The organism is Arthrobacter sp. J156, assembly GCF_056172865.1.
Genome location: NZ_CM149650.1, coordinates 2,457,887 through 2,475,773, shown reverse-complemented (window position 1 = coordinate 2,475,773; position 17,887 = coordinate 2,457,887). Strand labels below are relative to the sequence as shown.

Below are 17,887 nucleotides of genomic sequence, written 5' to 3'. Positions count from 1 at the left end.
ACCTTACCGGCGGGTAAACACCAAGTGGCCCCTCGGCCTCCGCCCACACCCCGCCTCACGATCCGGGGAATCGTCCTGACGCCGAACTCGTCACGACGCGTGGGTGGATCGTGACGCGGGATCAGGGGGTGGGGGAGTCGAGGCGGGACAGGGCCTTCTCCGTGCCGAGTTCCGGGCGGTCCGCCGCGTGGGCCGCGTAGTGCCCGAGGGTCCGCAGGAGCAGGCCGGGATCGGCGTCGAGCTCCTGGACGTCCACGATCAGGGGCCTCGTCCTGCGACCCGCCTCCGAGGCGCGCGTGTGGACCTCGATGAGCGCCGGCCCGCGGTCGCCCAGCGGTTTGCGCCCGCGGGGATCGCGCGCCACGACGGACACGACGTCCTTCCAATAGGCCTCGTGGTGCCCGCGCCGGTCCACCACCACGATCCGGCTCCGCGTGAGGTACACCCCGGGCGCCTGCCCGGACGCGGCGAGCCGCAGCATCCGCAGGCCCTCGCGGAGCACGAGGAACCCCACGACGAGCAGCCCCGCGGCGGCCGTCGCCGTGAGCACGCGCGCTCCGCCGTCGCCGAGCAGGACGGTCTTGGCCTCGGTCGCGATCGCCCCGACGACCGTGACGACCGCGACGCCGACCGTCACCGCGCCGCCGGCCAGCGAGACGGGGGAGGAGGGGAACCATGTGGCGGCGCGCGGCCCCGAGGAGGTCTCGACGTCGGCCCCGGTGGGCGCCGCCCAGTCCTCGCCGCGGCGGAACTCGTGCAGCACGGCCCGGCCCACGCCGAAGGCCAGGGCCGCCATCGGTGCGGCGAGCAGCGGCTTGCCGGCGGCGACGGACGCGGCGCCGAGGCCCAGCAGCACGGCGATCACGACGAACGCCGGCACGAGGTGGTGGGCGAGCTTGAGCCCGCGGTGGCGGGGAGCCCAGGCGGTGCGCGGGGCGGGCCGCGGGGCGGGGGCGGATTCGTGCACGCTGCTCACGCTACCGGTGTGCCCCCGCCGTCGCGCAGCAGCGCCGCGAGGCTCGTCGCGGGCCGGCCGGTGAGGGCCTCGACGTCGCCCGTGGTGCGCGCCAGCTCGCCGGAGGCGATGGCCGTATAGGTGCTGACCCAGGCGTCGAGCTGCCAGGGCTCGGCGCCGTAGGGCTCCCTCGAGGCGTAGGCGGCGGCGACGGTCTCCTGCTCGAAGCGGTGGGGCCGCCCGGTGGCGGCGGCGAGCGCGGCCGCGACCTCTCCCAGGGTGAGCGCCTCGGGTCCGGTGAGCTCGTAGCGGCGTCCCGCGTGGGCGCAGTCGCGCCCCACGGCCAGGTCCGCGGCGGCCCCGGCGAGGACGACGGCGGCGCACGCGGCGACGTCGCGCCGCGCCACGGCGGAGACGCGGCCGTCGTCGGCGGGCCCGCGGATCACGCCGTCGGCGTCGGCGAAGTGGGCGAAGACGTCGAGGTAGAAGTTGTCGCGCAGGAACGTCCAGGCGGGGCCGGCGGCGCGCAGCAGCTCCTCGGTCGCGAAGTGGTCCCGCGCGAGGGTGAAGACGGCCGTCGGCGAGGCCTCGAAGAACGACGTGTAGACGACGTGCCGCACGCCCGCGTCGGCCGCGGCCCCGATGAACGCCGCGTGCTCCTCGAGCCGGTGCGCCGATTCCGCGGCCGAGACCATGAACAGCACGTCGGTCCCCTCGAGGGCGGCGCGCGCGGCGTCCGGGTCGCCGTAGGCGGCGGTGAGGGGTACGACGCCCGGGCCGAGCCTGCGTGCCACGGCGGCGGTCCGCGCGGGATCCCGGGCGAGGACCCGCAGGCGGAAGGGCGCGCGCCCGGTTGCGGCCCCGGCGTCGTGCCCTCTTTCGGGCGCGGCGCCGGACGCCTTGCCGGACACTGCGCCGGATGCCCCGCCCGATGCGAGCCCCGCGAGCAGCCGCGCGGCCTCCCCGCCGACGTGCCCCGTGGCCCCGGCGACGGCGATGACGGGCCCCGCTCCGGCGTCGTCGTGTGTCTCCATGACCCCACCGTACGCCGGGGCGCGGGCCGGCACCACGCGTTCACGCCGCGTTCGCCCGGCCGTCGCCCGCCGCTCGGCGCCGGGTGCCACAGTGGGGCCATGTCCGGCCTGTTCGTCGCCATCGGCGACTCCTTCACCGAGGGCGTGGGCGACTGGGATCCGCGCCTGCCCAACGGGGTGCGCGGCTGGGCGGACCGCGTCGCCAAGCAGCTCTCCAAGGACGACCCCGCCTGGCGCTACGCCAACCTCGCCGTGCGCAGCCGGCGCCTGGGCCGGATCGTGCAGGAGCAGGTGGAGCCCGCGCTCGCGATGGAGCCCTCCGTCATCACCTTCTACGCCGGCGGGAACGACATCATGGAGGTCCGCCAGGACATGGGCCGCCTCCTGGACAACTACACGGCGGCCGTGCGGCGGCTCGCGTCCTCCGGCGCCCGCGTGCTGCTCTTCACGGGCTTCGACGTCCCCGTGCACCCGATCCTGGAGCCGATGAAGCACCGCAACTGGATCTTCAACCAGCGCGTCCGCGAGCTCGCCGCCGAGCACGCCGGCGACGGCGTGGAGCTCGTGGACTACTGGACGTGGGACGCCTACCAGGACCGGCGGCTGTGGGACACGGACAAGCTGCACATGAACCGGGCCGGCCACCGCTACATGGCCATCCAGGTGCTGAACCTGCTCGGCGTGCGCCACCAGCTGGTGTTCGAGCCGTTCGGGCCGCGCGAGCGCCCGGGACTGCGGGACGCCGTGGTGCGCGACGCCGAGTGGATGCGGCAGTGGGTGCTGCCCATGTTCGGGCGGAAGCTGCGCGGCATCACGCTCGGCGACGCGCTGCAGCCGCGCTGGCCCGATCCCGTGCGTCCCGCCGACGGACTCAAGAGACTCCACAGGAAGCGTCAACGGCTTACGATGAACGCATCATGAACACGATGCGCAGACTCCGCAAGCCCCTCGTCCTGCTGATGGCGGCCGCCCTCGTCCTGAGCGTGGGCGCCGGGGCGTTCCAGGCGTTCCTCTCATGAGCGGGACCGGGGAGCCCGGGGGACCGGGCGGCGGACCGGCCGGCGGCCCGGGCGGCTCGGGCGGCGCGCCGGAGGGAACCGTCCCCGAGGGAGCGGTCCCGGGAGGCGCCGGCACGCCCGCGGGCCCCGGCACCGCCGTCGTCCACGAGGCCCTCGCCGAACCCCGGCGACGCGTCCGCGCCCGGTGGGTGACCGGCGTCGTCCTGGTCAACGTCGGGATCAACGTGGCGTTCTTCGCGCCCATCAACATCCTCATCGGCCTGCAGGCCACGGCGATCGACGAGCTGAACAAGGAGGCGATCCTCTCCCTCGTCACGGGGTGCGGGGCCGCCGTGTCCCTCGTCATGAACCCGCTCACCGGGGCGCTCTCGGACCGGACGACGTCGAAGCTCGGCCGCCGCTCGCCCTGGATCCTGGGCGGGGCGATCCTCGGCAGCGCCGCGCTGCTGCTGCTCTCGGGCGCGACGACGATCGCCCTCCTCCTGCTCGGCTGGTGCCTCGTCCAGGCCGGCGCGAACGCCGCCTACTCGACCATCACCGCCGCCGTCCCGGACCGCGTGCCCGTGGACCAGCGCGGCCAGGTCGGCGGGCTCGCCGCGCTCGGGCAGACGGTGGGCATCCTCGGCGGCTCCGTGGTGGGGTTCGTGATCTTCGGGAACGTGGCGTTCGGCTACTGGCTCTGCGCCGGGGCGCTGCTCCTGTCCGTGGTGCCGTACCTGTTCCACTCCGACGACCCCGTGCTGCCGCGCGCGCTGCGGGAGCCCTTCCGGTTCGGGGCGTTCCTGCGCTCCTTCTGGATCAACCCCGCCCGCTACCCCGACTTCGGCTGGGCGTGGCTGACCCGCTTCCTGATGTTCGTGGGCAACCAGCTGACCATCGTGTACCTGCTGTTCTTCCTGACCGACGTCATCGAGCACCCGGACCCGGCCGGCGGCGTGCTGATCCTCACGGGGCTGTACGCGTTCATGGTCATCGCCACCACCGTGGTCGCGGGGCGGTGGTCGGACAAGGCGGGCAAGCGGCGCGTGTTCGTCGCCGGGTCCTCCGCCGTCATCGCGTGCGCGGCGCTGATCATGGCGTTCTTCCCCGTGTGGCCGGGCGCGATCGCCGGGGCCACCGTGCTGGGGATCGGCTTCGGCGCGTACCTGGCCGTGGACTTCGCCCTGCTCACCCAGGTGCTGCCGTCCGCCGCGGCGCGCGGAAAGGACATGGGCGTCATCAACATCGCCGCCGCGCTGCCGCAGGTCGTCGCACCCGTGCTCGCGTTCCTGTCGGTGAAGTTCCTCGGAGGGTACACGGCACTGTTCGTGATCGCGGCGGTCATCGGGCTCAGCGCCGCCGCCCTGGTCTACAAGATCAAGTCGGTGCCGTAGGCCGAGTTCGTAGGCATGGACCGTGGGCCGTCGTCCGTCGTCAGCCCGTGGCCTCAGCCAAAAAACCATCCCCGCGCATCGGTGCCCACTTCACGTCTTGTGGGCGAGACAGCCGGCGCGGTGCGACTTCATGGGGTAGACCCCATGCATTCGCCCAGTCGACGTGAACTGGGTGAACGCGAGACGGGAGTCAGTCGGCGCGGCGGCGGTGGCGGATCCAGAGGAGCGTTCCGGCGGCCACGAGGATGGCGGCAACGAGGATCCACTGCCAGCCGAGCGCGATCCACGCGTAGATCACGGCCATCCCGACCGTCGAGTAGACGAGCGCCCAGAGCAGGCAGCCGGCCGTGACGGCGGGCAGGTAGCGCGCCAGCGGCATCTTCGAGACGCCGGCGCTGCCGTTGACGGCGGTCTGGATCCCGACCGTGAGGAAGGACAACGGGACGGCGAGGACGCCCCAGCGGGCCATAAAGCGCTGGGCCCGCCGGTAGATGGGGCCCTCGAGGAAGTGCTCGAACCGCGAGTGCCGGACGCCGGCGGCCACGCCGCGCCCGATCCAGTACGTCGTGTTGGCGCGGGCCATCGCGATCGCGAAGAGGAAGAGGTAGGCCCAGCCGAACGGGGCGTCGCGAAGCCAATCCACCGCATCAGCCTACCGTCGCGCGGCCGGTGGCGGGCTACGGCAGCACGCCCTCCCGCAGCGCGCGGAGCACGGCCTGGGTCCGGTCGCGGGCGCCGAGCTTGAGCAGGATCGCGGAGACGTGGTTCTTCACGGTCCCCTCGGCGAGGAACAGGCCCTCGGAGATCTCCCGGTTGCTGCAGCCCTCGGCCACAAGCCGGAGGACCTCGAGCTCGCGCGACGTGAGCTCCTGGGCGGCGGGCAGGGAGTCGTCCGCGCCGGCGGCATCGGAGCGGATGGCGCGCAGCAGGCGGTCCGTGAGGGAAGGGGCGACGAGCGTTCCGCCCGCGGCGAGGGTGCGCACCGCATGGGAGAGCTGATCGAGCGTGACGTCCTTGAGCAGGTATCCGCGCGCCCCGCCCTTGAGCGCGCGCAGGAGGAGGGAATCGTCGTCGAACGTCGTCAGGACGAGCACCGGCACCGCCGAGCCGCGCGCGGCCAGTTCGCCCAGGGCCCAGATCCCGTCGAACCGCGGCATCCGCAGGTCCAGGAGCACGACGTCCGGCGCCGAGCGCTCGATCTCCGCGATCGCCTCCGCCCCGTCCCCGGCCTCCCCGACGACGTCGAAGCCCGCGATCTCCAGCAGGTTCCGGATGCCCTGGCGGACGAGGGTCTGGTCGTCGACCACCACGACGCGGATCGCGCGGGCGTCCGGACCGGCCGCGACGGCGCCCTGCCGGGCCGGGCCCGTTCCGCGATCGGAGGTGTCCGGCCCGCTCACGGCGCCGGGACCCGCGCGGTGACGCTGAAACCGTCCCGGCCGTCGACGGCGAGCCCGCCGCCGAGGGACTCGAAGCGCTCGCGGAGCCCGCTCAGGCCGTTGCCGGGCACGGGTTCCACGGCGCCGCGGCCGTTGTCCCGGGCGCTGAGCACCAGCGCGCCGTCGGGGCCGGTGGCCACGCTCATCCGCAGGGTCGTCGCGCCGGCGTGCCGCAAGGTGTTGGTGACGATCTCCTGGACGGCGCGGACCAGGGCCCCCGCCTCGGCTTCGCCCGCGCCGATGCCGTCCTCGACGTGGAGGGAGACCTCGAGCCCGGGCAGTTCGCGCACGACCTCGCGGAGCGCGGCGGCGAGGTCCGGCGGTTCGCCGCGGAGCTGGCCGACGGTTCCCCGGACATCGCGCAGCAGGGCCCGGGCCACGCCGTTGGCGCGTTCGACGTGTTCCCGCGACCGCGGCCCGTCCAGGTGAGTTGCCGTCTCGAGCTCGAGGGCGAGGACCGTGAGCTGATGCCCGATCAGGTCGTGCAGCTCGCGCGAGATCCGCAGGCGCTCGGTGGTCCGGGCGGATTCGGCCAGCAGCACGGAGGCGGCGCGCAGCTCCACGTGCGCCTCGGTCAGCTCCCGCCGCATCCGCTGTTCCTTCAGCAGCGTCGCCGAGCTGAGCATCGAGGCGGACTGGATGAGCAGGTAGAAGCCCACGCTGATGGCGGCCTCGGCCGTGGAGCCGGCGACGGGCCAGTAGACGAGCGCGAGGAAGGCCGTGTTCGCGAGCACGATCCCGGCGCCCGCGGCGAGCGGCATGAGGTAGACGCTCGAGGCGGCGGTGACCACGAGGAGGACGGGCAGCAGCCCGGAGGCCGCCGTCGTGCCGACGACGATCCAGGAGCAGACGACGGCGGCGCCGAACCCCGCGTGCCGCAGCACCGCCCGGGTGCCCGCGAACGCGGTCATGAGCCCGGCGAAGAACAGGACGAGGGCCGCGATCCACCAGGGGCGGGGCAGGGTGGCGTCGACGACGCCGAACAGCACGGGCCCCGCGACGGCCACGGAGACCACGAGCATCGCGATGCCGGCCCACATCTCGGTATCCAGTCGTCGCATGGCACCACTCTAGGGTGGCCCCCGGGGCCGGGACAGGTGCCGGAAGTCATGGCCGCAGGCGGCGACGATCGGCACGGGCGCGGGGCGGGGGCGGGCCCGTAGCGTCGGGGACATGAAGACGACGACGCCGGCGATCCTCGCCGAACACCTGGGAAAGGCCTACCGCGGCCGCACGGCGGTGGAGGACGTGAGCCTGCGGGTCGAGGCGGGAGAGGTCTTCGGGATCGTCGGTGCCAACGGCTCGGGCAAGACCACCACGGTGGAGATGATCGCTGGCCTGCGCGTCCCGGACCGGGGCAGCGCCTCGGTGTTCGGGCTCGACGCGCGCCGCGACCGCGCCCGGCTGCGCGGGCTGCTCGGCGTGCAGCTCCAAGAGGCCTACCTGCACCACGCCCTGACGGTGGACGAGCTCGTACGGCTCTACCGGAGCTTCTACGCCGCGCCGCGTCCGGCCGGCGAGCTGCTGGAGCTCGTGGGGCTCGCCGGGCAGGGGGCGGTGCGCTTCGAGAAGCTCTCCGGCGGCCAGCAGCAGCGCCTGTCCATCGCGCTCGCGCTCGCCGGCCGGCCGCGCGTCGTGATCCTCGACGAGCTGACCACGGGCCTGGATCCGCGGGCCCGCCGCCAGGTCTGGGCCGCGGTGGAAGCCATGCGGGACGAGGGCACCACGATCCTGCTGGTCAGCCACGCAATGGACGAGGTGCAGCGGCTCTGCGGACGGATCGCCGTCCTCGACGTCGGCCGCGTCCTCGCCGTGGACACGGCCGACGGGCTCATCCGGCGCACGGGCGCCGCGGACCTGGACGACGCCTTCCTGTCGATGACGGGAAGGGGACTGGAGGAGATGACATGAGTGAAGCAGCCGCGACGCGGATGGACCGCGTCCACCGCCCCGGGCCCCGGTCGTGGGCGGTCCTGGTGGCCTGCGAGGCGAAGATGGTGGCCCGCGACACGGCCGGGCTGATCGTGCCGCTGGGCCTGCCGCTGCTCATCCTCGTGATGAGCGCCGGATCGGCGGGCGAGGTGGTGTTCGAGAACGGGCTGACCGCGCTGGACCTCTTCGTGCTGCCGCTCGTCGTCGTCCTGGTCATCGCCAGCATCGGCATCATCAACATGCCGAGCTTTCTGGCCTACTACCGCAGGACGGGGATCCTGCGGCGCTTGTCCGTCACGCCGGCGTCCCCGGCCATGGTGCTCGTGGCGCAGGCGGTCGTCAGCGTCGCGCAGGCCGTCCTCGGCATGGCCCTCGCGTTCGGCGTGGCGCTGCTGGCCCTCGGCGCGAACCCGCCGGTCCGCCCCCTCGCAGCGCTCGGGGTCGTGGCCCTGTCCATGGCCGCGCTCTACGCCGTGGGGATGATCGTCGCGGCGCTCGCCCCGACCCCGAACTCCGCGGTCGCGATCGGCCTGGTGCTGTTCCTCGCCCTCGGCGCGCTGGGCGGGCTGTTCGGCGGGAGCCACACCTTGCCGGAGGGCGTCGCGGCCGTCGGGGAGTGGCTGCCCTTCGGGGCGGGCGTGCAGGCGCTGTCCGCGGCGTGGGCGGGTGCCGCCGTCGAGCTGCAGCACCTCGCGGCGCTGGGACTCGCGGTCATCGCGGGCGGCGTCATCGCGGCCGTCGCATTCCGCTGGGACTGATTCCGGCCGGCGCCGCAGCGACCCACGCCCCGTGCCCGCCGCTTCGGAAACGCCGCCGGCCCGCACCGCGTCAAGACCTGCCCACTTCTCCTGCCGGAAATGCCGCCGGGGCCGGCGAGTCGTCCAGACTCGCCGGCCCCGGCGCTCGAGAAATGGGAAGAAACGCAGGCGCTCAGATCGCGAAGCTCGCGTCCTCGAGCACGGCGCTCGTCTCGACGTGCTCGAGCCCGAACTCCCCGGCCACGGAGGCCAGCGTGACCCGGCCGGCGTGGACGTTCAGGCCCGCCGCCAGGCCCGCGTCCTCGGCCAGGGCGCGGCGCCAGCCCTTGTCGGCGATCCGCAGCGCGTAGGGCAGGGTGGCGTTGGTCAGGGCCGCCGTGGAGGTCTGCGGGACGGCGCCGGGCATGTTCGCGACGCAGTAGTAGACGGCGTCGTGGACCCTGAAGGTCGGCTCGGCGTGGGTCGTGGGTCGGGAGCCCTCGAAGCAGCCGCCCTGGTCGATCGCGATGTCCACGAGTACGGAGCCGGGACGCATCTGCGCCACCATGTCCTTCGTGACGAGCTTCGGCGCGGCGGCGCCGGGGATCAGCACGGAGCCGATCACCAGGTCGGCGGCGGCGACCTCGGCGGCGATCGTGAACTTCGAGGAGGCCAGGGTCTTGATGCGGCCGGAGTGGGCGGTGTCGATCTCCTTGAGCCGGCCCAGGTTGATGTCGATGATCGTGACGTCGGCGCCCATGCCCGCGGCGATCACCGCGGCGTTCTCGCCGGCCACGCCGCCGCCGATCACCACGACCTTGGCCGGCCGCGTTCCGGGGACGCCCCCCATGAGGATCCCCGCGCCGCCGTTGGGCTGCTGCAGCTGGTAGGCGCCGACCTGGGCGGCGAGGCGCCCGGCGACCTCGGACATCGGTGCGAGCAGCGGCAGGGAGCGGCCGGCGGTGACGGTCTCGTAGGCGATCGCGGTGCTGCCGGCGGCGACGATGGCCTCGGTGCACTCGCGGGAGGCGGCGAGGTGCAGGTAGGTGAAGAGGACCTGCCCGGCCTGCATGCGGTGGTATTCGGCGGCGATGGGCTCCTTGACCTTGAGCACCATGTCGGCGCCGGTCCAGGTGGAGTCCGCGTCGTCGGCGATGCGGGCACCGGCCTCGACGTAGAGCTCGTCGGGGATGCCGGAGCCCACGCCGGCGCCGGTTTCGATGACGACCTCGTGGCCGCGGGCGGTGAACTCGGAGACGCCGGCCGGGGTGATGGCCACGCGGAACTCGTTGTTCTTGATTTCCTTCGGGACGCCGATGATCATGGCTTCTCCTGGTGCGCTGGGGGTCTGGGGGAGGGGTACGACGCCGGGGCCTCCCCGGTCGCGCCGCCTCCGGTGCTGTGCATCAAGGGTAGGGTTTTCTGCGGTAACGTTGGTGTTACGCCGTATTTCTTGCGGCCCAGATCGGGAAATCGATGATTCCCAGCGGCGACGGGAGACTGTGATGGCGGCCACGTCGAAAGATCTTCGGAGGCGGCGGCCGGTGGAGCTGGACGACGTCGACCGGGGGCTGCTGCGCATGCTCACGGAGAACGCGCGGCGCACCAACAACTCGCTCGCGGCCGAGCTCGGGATCGCCCCGTCCACGTGCCTGGCCCGCCTGAACGCCCTGCGCGAGGCGGGCGTGATCCGCCGCTTCACGGTGGACGTCGACCCCGAGGTCCTGGGCCACGCGCTCGAGGCCCTGATCTTCGTGAGGATCCGGGCCGGCGCGCGGCACCTCATGTCGACCTTCGCGGAGGAGATCCGCGCGAAGCCCGGCGTGACCCAGCTGTTCTTCCTCGGCGGCACGGACGACTTCCTCATTCACGTCGCCGTCAAGGACTCCAACGACGTGCGGCAGTTCGTCCTGGACAACCTCTCCGCCAACCCGGCGGTCGCCTCGACCCAGACCTCGCTCGTCTTCGAGCACTCCCAGGGCCTGGTGCCCTGGGTCTGAGCCCGCCCGTCATTCCCGACGCCGAGCTGGCGGCCCGACGGGTTCCTGCCGCGTCATCGGATGCCCACTTCACGTCGTCTCGGCGAGACAGTCGGCTGTATTCGACTTCACGGGGTGTACCCCGTGAAGTCGGCAACGCCCCGTGGCCTCGCCGGCGCTTCGTGAAGTGGGCGCATGGGCACGCGTGGGGTCGCCCAGTTGACGTGAAGTGGGCGCATGGGTGCCCGTGGGCTCGCCCAGTTGACGTGAACTGGGCGGCGGCGTGATTCGTCTCCTGTTCTCCGGACGCCGGCCGTGCTGCGGCCCGTCTGCCGCTCGCGGGGCGCCGGGCGCCGCGTCCCTTGGTCCGCGGCGGCCCGCCTACCAGGACGTGTCGCGGGCGCGTCCCTCCTCGTAGCCGGCGCTGGACTGGATGCCGACGACGGCGCGCTTGCGGAACTCGCCGATCGAGCGCGCGCCCGCATAGGTGAAGGAGGAGCGCACGCCGGCGACGATCGAGTCGATCAGGTCCTCCACGCCCGGCCGCGCCGGGTCCAGGTACATCCGCGAGGAGGAGATCCCCTCCTCGAAGAGCGCGGACCGGGCGCGGTCGAACGCGGACTGGTCCTTGGTCCGGTTCCGCACGGCGCGCGCCGAGGCCATGCCGAAGCTCTCCTTATACAGCTTCCCGTCCGGATCCCGCATGAGGTCCCCGGCCGACTCGTAGGTCCCGGCGAACCAGGAGCCCACCATGACGGAGGCGGCGCCCGCGGCGAGCGCGAGGGCGACGTCGCGCGGGTACTTCACGCCGCCGTCGGCCCACACCTCGGCGCCGGAATCCCGCGCGGCGTCGGCGCATTCGAGGACGGCGGAGAACTGCGGGCGCCCGACGCCGGTCATCATCCGCGTCGTGCACATGGCGCCCGGGCCGACGCCGACCTTGAGGATGTCCGCGCCGGCGGCGGAGAGCTCGGCGGCGCCGGAGGCGGAGACGATGTTGCCCGCGGCGAGCGGGATCCGCCGGCCCGTCGTGTCGCCGAACGCGTCCCGCGCGGCGGCGGCGAGCGGCAGGGCGTCGAGCATCTTGTCCTGGTGCCCGTGGGCGGTGTCGACGACGAGCACGTCGACCCCGGCCTCGAGCAGCGAGGTGGTCTTGGCGCGCACGTCGCCGTTGATCCCGACGGCGCCGCCCACCATGAGCCGCCCCTGCGGGTCCAGCGCGGGCGTGTAGATGGAGGAGCGCAGCACGCCCTGCCGGGTCAGCACGCCGGCCAGGCGCCCGGAGTCCAGGACGGGGACGACGCCGACGTGGTGGGTGCCGAGCAGGGTGAAGGCGGCGTCGAGGTCGGCGTCCGGGCCCACGGTCACGGGGTCGGCGGACATGACCTCGGAAATCCGGGCGAAGCGGTCGACGTCGGTGCAGTCCTTCTCGGTCACGATGCCCACGACGCGCTCGCCGTCGAGCACCACCGCGGCCCCGTGGGAGCGCTTGCCGAGCAGGGACAGCGCGGTGGCGACGGCGTCGTCGACCTGCACGGTGATCGGCGTCTCGAAGACGGAGTGGGCGCGCTTGACCTGGCCGACCATGTCCTGGACGGCGGCGGGCGTGATGTCCTGGGGCAGGATCGCGATCCCGCCGCGCCGGGCCACGGTCTCGGCCATGCGGCGGCCGGCGACGGCGGTCATGTTGGAGACGACGAGCGGCAGCGTGGTGCCGACGGCGTCGGGCGTGGTGAGGTCCACGTCCATGCGGGAGGTCACGGAGGAGCGGGAGGGCACCATAAAGACGTCGTTGTAGGTGAGGTCGTACGGGGCGGAGGCGTCGTTGAGGAACTTCACGCCTCTCAGGCTAGCGTCCGGCAAGGTCCGCCACAGCCGATTCGGTGCCGAAATCAGCACTAATTAGGCCGGGGCAATCGGGCGTACCGTGGAATCAGCGGCCCGCACCGGCCGGGCCGATGGCATGAGGAGAAGCATCATGACCGTCACCGTCCCCGTCACGGATTGCGCCGTGGCGAACTGCTCCTTCAACGACCACTCCCACTGCGGGGCGGCCGGCATCACGATCGGCGGCACGAGCGACCACGCCCAGTGCGCGACGTTCGTCGACACCGGCACGCACGGCGGCCTGCCGAAGGTCCTGGCCTCGGTCGGCGCCTGCCAGCGCGAGGAGTGCGTGCACAACGACCACCTGATGTGCTCGGCCTCCGAGGTCCACGTGGGTCCCGGCGCCGACAACGCGGACTGCCTGACCTACAAGCACGCGGTCTGAACCCCCGCGCACGGGCGCGGCCCCGGCGTCGTACTCCCTGGGATGACGACGCCGGGGCCGCGCTTGCGTTCCGGGCAGAACCGGGGCGGGTCCCGGGGAGCGGACGGACAGTCGGCCGAAGTTTTGTTGAACAATCTCTTGCGCGGATTGTTGAACAACCTGTAGTGTTCTCACCATCGTTCACTTGTGACCAAGGTCACCCGCACTCCCTGGATGGAAAAATGGCAGAAGTAGGCACGCCCCAGAAACTTGGCTCGGGAGCCCGCCGGACAGCGCTGCTCGGCGCGATGTTCCTCATGGCGACGAGCGCCATCGGCCCCGGCTTCATCACCCAGACCACCGTCTTCACGGTCCAGCTCGGCGCCGCGTTCGCGTTCGCGATCCTCGTCTCGATCCTCGTCGACATCGCCGTGCAGCTGAACGTCTGGCGCGTCATCGGCATCTCCGGCTCCCGCGCCCAGGAGCTCGGCAACAAGGTCTTCCCCGGCGTCGGATGGTTCCTCGCGGGCCTCGTCTTCATCGGCGGCGTCGTCTTCAACATCGGCAACATCGCCGGCACCGGCCTCGGCATGAACGCCATGCTCGGCCTCGATCCGAAGATCGGCGGTGCCATCTCCGCCGCCGTCGCGATCCTCATCTTCCTCTCGAAGAAGGCCGGCATGGCCCTGGACCGCATCGTCGTCCTCCTCGGCGCCGTCATGATCCTGCTCATGCTCTACGTGGCGATCGTCGCCGCCCCGCCCGTCGGCGAGGCGCTGAAGAACACCGTGCTGCCCGAGCAGATCGACTTCCTCGTCATCACCACCCTCATCGGCGGAACCGTCGGCGGCTACATCACCTACGCCGGCGCGCACCGCATGATCGACTCCGGCGTCAAGGGCGAGGAGAACGTCAAGCACATCAGCCGCAGCTCCGTCCTGGGCATCATCGTCACCGGCGTCATGCGCGTCCTGCTCTTCCTCGCCATCTTCGGCGTCGTCGCCGGCGGCGTGGCCCTGACGAGCGACAACTTGGCCGCCGAGGCCTTCGGGCACGCGGCCGGCGAGATCGGCGTGCGCATGTTCGGCATCGTGCTGTGGGCCGCCGCCCTCACGTCCGTGATCGGCGCCGCCTACACCTCGGTCTCCTTCGTCACCAAGAGCACCACCGCGGCCCGCAAGCGCAACCTCATCACGGTCGTCTTCATCGCCGCCTGCGCAGGTATCTACCTCCTGATCGGGCAGGCCCCGCAGACCCTGCTGATCTTCGCCGGCGCGTTCAACGGGCTCATCCTGCCCGTCGGCTTCGGCGTCCTGCTCTGGGTCGCCTGGCGGCGCCGCGACCTGCTCCACGGCTACGTCTACCCGAAGTGGCTCCTGCTGATCGGCGTCGCGTCCTGGCTCCTGACCCTCTACCTCGGCGCCAACTCGCTGGCCGGCCTCGCCAAGCTCTGGGCCTAGGACACGCCATGAACCAGGCACGGACCGCGATGGCGGGGCAGGCACGGGAGGACGGCTCCGGCGTCGTCCTCCCCGGCCCCCGGGAGTTCGCGGGACTCACGCCCGCCGAGGCCCGGGCGCGGTTCCGCGCAGGGCTCGTGCTCCCCACGGCGGGCATCTCCCGCGGCTACGCGCAGGCGAACCTGATCATCGTCCCGAAGGCGCAGGCGTTCGACGTCCTGCTCTTCGCCCAGCGCAACCCCAAGCCGTGCCCGATCCTCGGCGTCCTGGACGCGGGGCAGACCACGGGGCCGCTCCTGGCCGGCGGGGACATCCGCACGGACGTTCCGAAGTACGTGGTCTACGAGGACGGCCGGCCCGTCGCGGAATCCACGGACATCACGCCGTACTGGCGGGACGACCTCGTCACGTTCATCGTGGGCTGCTCGTTCACCTTCGAGACCGCGCTGGCCGATGCTGGCCTGCCGATCGCGCACATCGACCAGGGCGTCAACGTCCCGATGTACCGGACCAGCGTCCGCTGCGAGCCGGCGGGGTCGATGTCGGGGCCGATGGTCGTCTCGATGCGGCCGTTCCCGGCGTCGCAGGTCGCCGACGCGGTCCGCATCACCTCACGCTACCCGGCCGTGCACGGCGCCCCCGTGCACGTCGGCAATCCGTCCGAGATCGGGATCCGGGACCTGTCCCGTCCCGATTTCGGCGACGCGGTGGACATCCCCGAGGGCCACCTTCCGGTGTTTTGGGCTTGCGGCGTCACCCCCCAGGCCGCCGTCATGGAGTCCCGTCCGCCGTTGGCCATCGGCCACGCGCCGGGACACATGCTCATCACCGATGCGCGGGACAGCGAATACCTGATCCCGTAGCGCCCCGGGCACCGCGATGCGGCGGCGGACCACCCCAAGGATCTGCCGTCGCAAGGGCGGCGCAGGAATCCCCAAGACCTGCGCCGCGGTGCGGCGGCGGACCCATCGATGGAGTCCGCCGCCGCATCTCCCGTCCCACTCTTGTCCTGCAACGCCGTCCATCCCCGGGGTTGCCTCCACCGGGATTGCCCGCGACGCACGTGGTCCCGCAAGATCCCTTTCCGGGTCGGGCCACGCTGGGCGCCTCAGAGCGATGCGACACCGGAGAGCCATCCGAGGCGGGCAGGAGGCGCCCGCCCGAGGAGGCCGGAAGAGGCCCGGCCGCCGGTTCGCTCAGAACCGCAGACCGTGCCGCTCGAGGAGTTCCATGGTTGCCTCGAAGTCCACCTCGGCGCCGAACTCCGCGGCGAGGGCCGGCAGGGAATCGGGCGAGTACTCGCCTCCGGGTTCGGCGAGGCGGCGGAACAGCACCTCGATCCCGCCCGGGACGATGATCTCCAGGACGCGCAGCTCATCGTCGCCCTCGTTCCAGAACGTGTGCCAATGCCCGCGGGGCTTGGACACCAGATCACCGGCGGTCGCCGTGGCTTCCGCGCCGTCCTCGACGACGCCGAGCGTGCCGGCCAGCACCAAGCTGTACTCGTCCTCCCGTCCGTGCCGGTGGAGGGGCGCTGCCAGGACCTTGGGTCCGAGGGTGTGCTCCACCAGTGCGATCCGGCCGCTGGTGGCCGCGCTTTCCAGCAGGTAGCGGTCCAGGTTTCCGGCCGCACCCGTGACGTCGCCGTCGCCGGCCCGCAGGACGAGCGGACCGGGCCGTGATGCGTTCATGGCTCCATGGTAGGAGTGCTCGATCTCCCGGGGAATGCCGGTGCCGGAGCGGTTCCCCGCCGATCGGCTAGTCCTGGTCGCCGATGTGTCCCGGCGCGGTCACGGAGAGCACGCGCTCGACGAACGCCGCGTACTCCTCCACGTAGTGCCGCAGGAAGTCGCGCGTGCCCTCGTCGGACACGCTGCCGTCCTCGCCGAAGTGCTCGGCCTTGAAGTTCACGTAGGCCTCGGGGGCATTGAGCTGCGGCGCGTTGAGGAAGCTCAGCACGGCCCGCATGGAGGACTGCATGACGGCGGTGCCGATCGCGCCCGGCGAGGCCCCGATGATGCCGGTCGGCTTGCGCGCGAACGAGTTGGTCGCGTAGGGGCGGGAGGCCCAGTCGATCGCGTTCTTGAGCGCGCCGGGAATCGAGCGGTTGTACTCGGGCGAGACGATCAGCAGCCCGTCCGAGGCCCCGATCGCGGCCTTGAGCTCGCGCGCCGGGGCGGGGAAGTCGTCGTCGTAGTCCTGGCTGTAGAGGGGCAGGTCCCGGATGGGGATTTCGGTGAACTCGAGCTGCGCGGGCGCGAGCCGGATGAGCGCGTGGGCGAGCGTGCGGTTGATGGAGGCGGAGGAGAGGCTGCCGACGATGTAGCCGATGCGGTGTGTTCCCACGGGGTGTCCCTTCTGCCGGGAGCGTTGGGGCGCCCGGTCCGTCCGATGGTGTGACAGGCACTTGTCTAGCACCGGTGTCCGCGCGTGGCTAGGGGGTTGTCCCCTTCGACTTGGCAGGCTTGTTGGGCTAGCACTGGCGTCCGCGCGTGGCTAGGGGCTGCTCAGTGGGCGGGCAGGATCTCGAGCGGCAGGGCGGGTCTCGCCGGCGGAGCGCGTGGAGGACGGGGGCCCACACAGCCCGTTGCCGTCAGGCGATCCGGCGCCGGCCCCGCAGCCCACAAGCCCGGAGCCGACAAGCCCGCAGCCGACAATCCCGGAGCCGAGGAGTCCTGGGTCGAGGAGTCCGGCGCCGAGCAAGAGGGCGCCCGTGGGCCGCTGGGCGTGCTGCGTGGGCCGTCGGTGGCCCATGGCGGGAATCTCGTACGTGGCCCGCAACGCGTGGGCAGATAGTGCTATTCGAGGCCCCTCCGGTCCGCGTGATCTGCCCACGCGTTTCGGAGGCCCACGATGCTTGGGAGCCACGGCATGCAGCCGGCCTTATGACGACCCGCCGGTGGAGAACGCGAGGGACGGGGCCCGCACGGCCGGTCTGCAGGGCGGATTATTCGGCTTCCCCGGCCGGCATCGTGCAAGATCCGGACCCCGGACCCCGGACCCCGGGCCCGGAGCGGCTAGGCGGGGGTGGCGCCCTCGAGGTGGCCCAGCAGCTCGGCCTCGGCCGCGTCCAGGTACGCGCGCAACTCCTCGGCGGCCTCGGCGCGCTCGCCGGCGCGCAGCCGCTGCACGAGCCGCACATTGCGGTCCACGTAGTGCGTGTGGAAGTCGGGCGCGGAGGCCATGGCGTGGAACACGAGCCGCATCTGCGCGAGCACGCGCTCCATGAGCTCCTCGAGCGTCGCGGACCCGGACAGCGCCACGACGGCCTTGTGGAGGGCCTGGTTCGCGTCGGCCATGCCCGGCACGAATCCCTCGTCCCGCGCGGCGCGGGCGCGGGCGACGATCTCCTCCATCCCCGCGAGCGCGTCCGCGCCGAGCTCGCCCCACAACACGGCGGCGGGCTCGATCATGCGGCGCACCCGGTAGATCTCCCGCACGTCGTCGGGCCCGGGCGAGGCGACGAACACGCCGCGGTTCGGGATGCGGTTGACCACGGAGTCGCCCGCGAGCACGGTGAACGACTCGCGCAGCGTGTTCCGGGAGACGCCGAGCGCCTCGGACAGCGCCTGCTCGGAGAGCTTGGAGCCGGGCACGAGCTGCCCCTCGGCGATCCGCGCGCGCAGCACGCCCGCGACCCAGCCCACGGTGTGCGCGTGGGTGGCGGGGGCGTCGGGCAGGTTCCCGATGAGCTTCGCGGCGGTCATG

The 17,887-nt window shown here is 72.5% G+C and carries 18 protein-coding genes; 8 read left to right on the top strand and 10 right to left on the bottom strand.

Features of this window, described 5'->3' with window-relative positions; translation table 11 throughout:
- Nucleotides 1-121 precede the first annotated feature (121 nt).
- On the bottom strand, nucleotides 122-976 hold the full coding sequence (locus AC0QR5_RS11335; protein WP_329861097.1) for a hypothetical protein: 855 nt from the start codon (nucleotides 974-976) through the stop codon (nucleotides 122-124).
- The gene (locus AC0QR5_RS11330; protein WP_329861096.1) at nucleotides 973-1,989 is read right to left on the bottom strand and encodes an NmrA family NAD(P)-binding protein; all 1,017 of its coding nucleotides are present in this window, start codon (nucleotides 1,987-1,989) and stop codon (nucleotides 973-975) included. Before AC0QR5_RS11330 ends, AC0QR5_RS11335 begins: the two co-directional genes overlap by 4 nt.
- Nucleotides 1,990-2,088: 99 nt before the next feature.
- Between AC0QR5_RS11330 and AC0QR5_RS11325 the strand changes: the two genes are divergently transcribed.
- A complete protein-coding gene (locus AC0QR5_RS11325) occupies nucleotides 2,089-2,910 on the top strand; it encodes an SGNH/GDSL hydrolase family protein (RefSeq protein ID WP_329861095.1) in 822 nt (273 codons plus the stop codon).
- Nucleotides 2,911-3,004: 94 nt separating this feature from the next.
- A complete protein-coding gene (locus AC0QR5_RS11320; protein ID WP_329861094.1) occupies nucleotides 3,005-4,381 on the top strand; it encodes an MFS transporter in 1,377 nt (458 codons plus the stop codon).
- Nucleotides 4,382-4,571: 190 nt separating this feature from the next.
- On the opposite strand, the gene AC0QR5_RS11315 is transcribed toward AC0QR5_RS11320, so the two are convergent.
- Genes AC0QR5_RS11315 through AC0QR5_RS11305 form a run of 3 tightly spaced genes read right to left on the bottom strand, consistent with a single transcriptional unit; the run spans nucleotide 4,572 to nucleotide 6,881 of the window.
- On the bottom strand, nucleotides 4,572-5,024 hold the full coding sequence (locus AC0QR5_RS11315) for a DedA family protein (RefSeq protein ID WP_329861093.1): 453 nt from the start codon (nucleotides 5,022-5,024) through the stop codon (nucleotides 4,572-4,574).
- A 34-nt stretch (nucleotides 5,025-5,058) separates the two neighbouring features.
- A complete protein-coding gene (locus tag AC0QR5_RS11310; protein ID WP_329861092.1) occupies nucleotides 5,059-5,781 on the bottom strand; it encodes a response regulator transcription factor in 723 nt (240 codons plus the stop codon).
- Nucleotides 5,778-6,881, bottom strand: coding sequence for a sensor histidine kinase (locus AC0QR5_RS11305; protein ID WP_329861090.1), 1,104 nt, complete (start codon nucleotides 6,879-6,881; stop codon nucleotides 5,778-5,780). The genes AC0QR5_RS11310 and AC0QR5_RS11305 overlap by 4 nt, the downstream gene beginning before the upstream one ends.
- A 112-nt stretch (nucleotides 6,882-6,993) precedes the next feature.
- Here AC0QR5_RS11305 and AC0QR5_RS11300 point away from each other — a divergent pair, with 112 nt between their 5' ends.
- Together AC0QR5_RS11300 and AC0QR5_RS11295 are read left to right on the top strand one after the other, a co-directional pair.
- Nucleotides 6,994-7,731, top strand: a complete 738-nt coding sequence (locus AC0QR5_RS11300) for an ABC transporter ATP-binding protein (RefSeq protein WP_329861089.1) — start codon at nucleotides 6,994-6,996, stop codon at nucleotides 7,729-7,731.
- A complete protein-coding gene (locus tag AC0QR5_RS11295) occupies nucleotides 7,728-8,510 on the top strand; it encodes an ABC transporter permease (RefSeq protein ID WP_329861088.1) in 783 nt (260 codons plus the stop codon). Before AC0QR5_RS11300 ends, AC0QR5_RS11295 begins: the two co-directional genes overlap by 4 nt.
- Nucleotides 8,511-8,682: 172 nt before the next feature.
- Here the strand turns inward: AC0QR5_RS11295 and ald are convergent, their stop codons facing one another.
- Nucleotides 8,683-9,813: an alanine dehydrogenase gene (gene ald / locus AC0QR5_RS11290; protein ID WP_329861087.1), complete on the bottom strand. Its 1,131-nt coding sequence runs from the start codon at nucleotides 9,811-9,813 to the stop codon at nucleotides 8,683-8,685.
- A 181-nt stretch (nucleotides 9,814-9,994) separates the two neighbouring features.
- On the opposite strand from ald, the gene AC0QR5_RS11285 reads away from it, so the two are divergent.
- Nucleotides 9,995-10,489 carry an Lrp/AsnC family transcriptional regulator gene (locus AC0QR5_RS11285; RefSeq protein ID WP_329861086.1) on the top strand — a complete coding sequence of 165 codons (495 nt, stop codon included), beginning with the start codon at nucleotides 9,995-9,997 and terminating at the stop codon, nucleotides 10,487-10,489.
- A 360-nt stretch (nucleotides 10,490-10,849) separates the two neighbouring features.
- Here the strand turns inward: AC0QR5_RS11285 and AC0QR5_RS11280 are convergent, their stop codons facing one another.
- Entirely contained in the window at nucleotides 10,850-12,307 is a 1,458-nt protein-coding gene (locus AC0QR5_RS11280) for a GuaB1 family IMP dehydrogenase-related protein (RefSeq protein ID WP_329861085.1), read from the bottom strand.
- 139 nt (nucleotides 12,308-12,446) lie between these two features.
- Here AC0QR5_RS11280 and AC0QR5_RS11275 point away from each other — a divergent pair, with 139 nt between their 5' ends.
- The 3 genes from AC0QR5_RS11275 to AC0QR5_RS11265 all read left to right on the top strand — a co-directional run bounded on the left by AC0QR5_RS11275 (nucleotide 12,447) and on the right by AC0QR5_RS11265 (nucleotide 15,042).
- Nucleotides 12,447-12,740, top strand: coding sequence for a DUF1540 domain-containing protein (locus tag AC0QR5_RS11275; protein ID WP_329861083.1), 294 nt, complete (start codon nucleotides 12,447-12,449; stop codon nucleotides 12,738-12,740).
- A 221-nt stretch (nucleotides 12,741-12,961) separates the two neighbouring features.
- Nucleotides 12,962-14,179, top strand: a complete 1,218-nt coding sequence (locus tag AC0QR5_RS11270) for an NRAMP family divalent metal transporter (protein ID WP_329861081.1) — start codon at nucleotides 12,962-12,964, stop codon at nucleotides 14,177-14,179.
- Nucleotides 14,180-14,187: 8 nt separating this feature from the next.
- Nucleotides 14,188-15,042 (top strand): putative hydro-lyase, encoded by an 855-nt coding sequence (locus AC0QR5_RS11265; RefSeq protein WP_329861079.1) that lies wholly within the window; start codon nucleotides 14,188-14,190, stop codon nucleotides 15,040-15,042.
- Nucleotides 15,043-15,375: 333 nt separating this feature from the next.
- Here AC0QR5_RS11265 and AC0QR5_RS11260 read toward each other — a convergent pair whose 3' ends face one another.
- The 3 genes from AC0QR5_RS11260 to AC0QR5_RS11250 all read right to left on the bottom strand — a co-directional run bounded on the left by AC0QR5_RS11260 (nucleotide 15,376) and on the right by AC0QR5_RS11250 (nucleotide 17,886).
- Complete coding sequence (locus AC0QR5_RS11260; RefSeq protein ID WP_329861077.1) at nucleotides 15,376-15,870, bottom strand: cupin domain-containing protein; 495 nt, start codon at nucleotides 15,868-15,870, stop codon at nucleotides 15,376-15,378.
- A 67-nt stretch (nucleotides 15,871-15,937) separates the two neighbouring features.
- Entirely contained in the window at nucleotides 15,938-16,525 is a 588-nt protein-coding gene (locus tag AC0QR5_RS11255) for an NADPH-dependent FMN reductase (RefSeq protein WP_329861076.1), read from the bottom strand.
- A gap of 671 nt (nucleotides 16,526-17,196) precedes the next feature.
- A complete protein-coding gene (locus AC0QR5_RS11250; RefSeq protein ID WP_329861075.1) occupies nucleotides 17,197-17,886 on the bottom strand; it encodes a GntR family transcriptional regulator in 690 nt (229 codons plus the stop codon).
- Between the last annotated feature and the right edge of the window lies 1 nt (nucleotide 17,887).

Coding starts and splice junctions, on each gene's coding strand:
- AC0QR5_RS11330 (WP_329861096.1), bottom strand. CDS start 1,989: ATGGAGACACACGACGACGCCGGAGCGGGGCCCGTCATCGCCGTCGCC.
- AC0QR5_RS11325 (WP_329861095.1), top strand. CDS start 2,089: ATGTCCGGCCTGTTCGTCGCCATCGGCGACTCCTTCACCGAGGGCGTG.
- AC0QR5_RS11320 (WP_329861094.1), top strand. CDS start 3,005: ATGAGCGGGACCGGGGAGCCCGGGGGACCGGGCGGCGGACCGGCCGGC.
- AC0QR5_RS11305 (WP_329861090.1), bottom strand. CDS start 6,881: ATGCGACGACTGGATACCGAGATGTGGGCCGGCATCGCGATGCTCGTG.
- AC0QR5_RS11300 (WP_329861089.1), top strand. CDS start 6,994: ATGAAGACGACGACGCCGGCGATCCTCGCCGAACACCTGGGAAAGGCC.
- AC0QR5_RS11295 (WP_329861088.1), top strand. CDS start 7,728: ATGAGTGAAGCAGCCGCGACGCGGATGGACCGCGTCCACCGCCCCGGG.
- ald (WP_329861087.1), bottom strand. CDS start 9,813: ATGATCATCGGCGTCCCGAAGGAAATCAAGAACAACGAGTTCCGCGTG.
- AC0QR5_RS11285 (WP_329861086.1), top strand. CDS start 9,995: ATGGCGGCCACGTCGAAAGATCTTCGGAGGCGGCGGCCGGTGGAGCTG.
- AC0QR5_RS11275 (WP_329861083.1), top strand. CDS start 12,447: ATGACCGTCACCGTCCCCGTCACGGATTGCGCCGTGGCGAACTGCTCC.
- AC0QR5_RS11270 (WP_329861081.1), top strand. CDS start 12,962: ATGGCAGAAGTAGGCACGCCCCAGAAACTTGGCTCGGGAGCCCGCCGG.
- AC0QR5_RS11265 (WP_329861079.1), top strand. CDS start 14,188: ATGAACCAGGCACGGACCGCGATGGCGGGGCAGGCACGGGAGGACGGC.
- AC0QR5_RS11260 (WP_329861077.1), bottom strand. CDS start 15,870: ATGAACGCATCACGGCCCGGTCCGCTCGTCCTGCGGGCCGGCGACGGC.
- AC0QR5_RS11250 (WP_329861075.1), bottom strand. CDS start 17,886: ATGACCGCCGCGAAGCTCATCGGGAACCTGCCCGACGCCCCCGCCACC.